Origin of the sequence: Streptomyces sp. C (assembly GCF_000158895.1) — a bacterium.
In the GTDB taxonomy this organism is placed as follows: domain Bacteria; phylum Actinomycetota; class Actinomycetes; order Streptomycetales; family Streptomycetaceae; genus Streptomyces; species Streptomyces racemochromogenes.
This window is the reverse complement of record NZ_GG657750.1, coordinates 946,167-948,889: the sequence shown is the minus strand read 5'-3', so window position 1 is coordinate 948,889 and position 2,723 is coordinate 946,167. Positions and strand designations below refer to the sequence as shown.

The following is a 2,723-nucleotide window of genomic DNA, read 5'->3' as shown; positions in this document are numbered from 1 at the left end:
CCTGAACCCCGCTGCACCTTGGCCTGGCCCGCCCGGGCTCCCCGGTGCGGGCCATCTTTCGCCCGAGCGCGTGAAGGCGGCCGGCATCGACGGGCCGGCCCTGACCGGCAACGACGTCAACCTGGCCGCCCTCGCCGAGCACCGGCACCGGCGCGGGCCGCAGCGCCCAGCACCTGCTCTGCGTGGCCACCGGACACCGCGGGGTCGGCGGGGCGCTGGTGCTCGACGGCCGGCTGCACAGCGGCAGCGCGGGCCTGGCCCTGGAGGTCGGCCACCTCACCGTGAACCCGGAGGGGCGGGCCTGCCACTGCGGCAGCCGGGGCTGCCTGGACGTCGAGGCCGACCCGCTGGCCTTCCTCACCGCCGCCGGCCGCACGCCCGGCCCCGAGGTGTCGCTGCTGGCGCAGGCCCGGGACCTGCTGCGCGCCGAGTACGCGCAGCCCTCGGTCCGGGCGGCCGCCGAGGAGCTCATCGACCGGCTCGGGCTGGGCCTCGCGGGCCTGGTGAACATCCTGAACCCGGACCGGATCATCCTCGGCGGACTGCACCGGGAGCTGCTGTACGCCGACCCGGAGCGGCTGCGGGCGGTGGTCGCCGACCGCAGCCTGTGGGGGCGCAGCGGGGGAGTGCCGATCCTGCCGTGCACCCTCGACCACAACAGCCTGGTCGGGGCGGCGGAGCTGGCCTGGCAGCCCGTGCTGGACGACCCGCTGGGGACGCTGGGCGCGGCGGCCTGAGCCGCGCGGGCGTGCCCCGGCCGGGTGGCGGGGGCGGGCGGCTGCGGGGAGTCAGCCGGGCCTGGCGCCGAGGGTGAGCGACGCGGGCACGCCGGTCACGACGGCCTGGGCGTCGACGGCGGCGAGCACCGGGCGGGCGGGTTTCCGTACGGTCTTCTTCACGCCGATACTGACCGTGCGCGTCGGCGCCGCCGGTGCGGGGGCGGCCCGCATGGAGAACCAGACCACCTTGCCGGGCCCGTCCGGCCGTTCCCGGACCCCCCAGGCCTCGCTGACCGCCTCGACGAGCGCCAGGCCGCGCCCGCAGGTCTCCAGGTCATCGGCGGTCCGGCGGACGGGCAGCCGCGGATCGCTGTCGTGGACGGAGACGGTCAGCCGCCCCAGGCGGAGTTCGATCTCGACCGTGCACACCTTGTCCGGCTGCGCATGGCGGTGGACGTTGCTGAGCAGCTCCGTCACGCCGAGCGCAGCCCGGTCTATGAGCGGGTCGAGCTGCCAGTGGCGCAGTTGCGCGGAGATGATTCTGCGGACCTGACCGATCCGCGCTGGCAGGGCCTGCAGTTCGACGACGCAGTGCCTGCGGGAATGACTGATCACGGCTGCGACTCCCCGACATCATTGTTACGGGTGCTGCACCCTCGGTGACGCAATCACCAGGGTCACCCACAGTGGCGCCGCTTGCAACCGAACGGCCGGGGACGCGACCGAAAGCGATCCGCATGGAAACCCAAAGTAATCATTTGCGCAGGTGAGGGGGGTACATTTCGAAAGGAGGGGGCTTTGGAAACGACAAAGGAGCAAGGCGCATGAGCACCACCGGCACCACCGGTACACCGGCCTCGAACACGGCCGGGAGCACGGCGGCGACGACGGTCGACATCGACCGCAGCGACGCCGACTACCGGGCCTGGCTCAAGGAGGCCGTGCGCAAGGTCCAGGCGGACGCCAACCGCTCCGCCGACACGCACCTGCTGCGCTTCCCGCTGCCCGAGGCGTGGGGCATCGACCTGTACCTGAAGGACGAGTCCACCCACCCGACGGGCTCCCTCAAGCACCGCCTCGCCCGGTCGCTGTTCCTCTACGCCCTCTGCAACGGCTGGATCCGCCCCGGCCGCCCGGTCATCGAGGCCTCCAGCGGCTCCACCGCGGTCTCCGAGGCGTACTTCGCCAAGCTGATCGGCGTCCCGTTCATCGCGGTCATGCCGAGGACCACCAGCCCGGAGAAGTGCCGGCTCATCGAATTCCACGGCGGCGAATGCCACTTCGTCGACGACCCGATGAAGATGTACGAGGAGTCCGCCGACCTGGCCGCCCGCACCGGCGGCCACTACATGGACCAGTTCACCTACGCGGAGCGCGCCACCGACTGGCGCGGCAACAACAACATCGCCGAGTCGATGTACCAGCAGCTGCGCCTGGAGCGGTACCCCGAACCCGCCTGGATCGTGGCGACGGCCGGCACCGGCGGCACCTCCGCCACCATCGCCCGCTACGTCCACTACATGCAGCACGACACCCGCGTCTGCGTCCCGGACCCGGAGAACTCCTGTTTCTTCGACGGCTGGACCCACCACGACCCGCACGCGAGCAGCGACTGCGGCTCGCGCATCGAGGGCATCGGCCGCCCCCGGATGGAGCCGAGCTTCGTGCCCGGCGCCATCGACCGCATGATGAAGGTCCCGGACGCGGCCTCCGTCGCCGCCTGCCGCGCCCTCGAACAGGCCATCGGGCGCAAAGCGGGAGGCTCCACCGGCACCGGGCTGTGGAGCGCCCTGAAGATCGTCTCCGAGATGGTGGCGGAGGGCCGCGGGGGCAGCGTCGTGACCCTGCTCTGCGACCCGGGCGACCGCTACCTCGACAAGTACTACTCGGACGAGTGGCTGGCGGCCCAGGGCCTCGACATCGCCCCGTACGCCAAGACGCTCCAGACCCTGCTGGAGACCGGCGAGTGGCGCGAGCCCCAGGCCTGAGCCCTAGGGGGCGGTG

At 72.5% G+C, this 2,723-nt stretch carries 2 protein-coding genes and 1 pseudogene; 2 read left to right on the top strand and 1 reads right to left on the bottom strand.

Annotated features, from left to right (window positions below; all coding sequences use genetic code 11):
* Positions 1 to 67: 67 nt before the first annotated feature.
* Positions 68 to 737, top strand: a pseudogene (locus tag SSNG_RS04185) (ROK family protein); the annotation flags it as partial.
* Between the two features lie 51 nt (positions 738 to 788).
* Here the strand turns inward: SSNG_RS04185 and SSNG_RS04180 are convergent.
* Positions 789 to 1,334, bottom strand: coding sequence for an ATP-binding protein (locus SSNG_RS04180; RefSeq protein ID WP_007262551.1), 546 nt, complete (start codon positions 1,332 to 1,334; stop codon positions 789 to 791).
* Positions 1,335 to 1,543: 209 nt separating this feature from the next.
* Between SSNG_RS04180 and SSNG_RS04175 the strand changes: the two genes are divergently transcribed.
* On the top strand, positions 1,544 to 2,707 hold the full coding sequence (locus SSNG_RS04175) for a PLP-dependent cysteine synthase family protein (protein WP_007262550.1): 1,164 nt from the start codon (positions 1,544 to 1,546) through the stop codon (positions 2,705 to 2,707).
* Positions 2,708 to 2,723 lie beyond the last annotated feature (16 nt).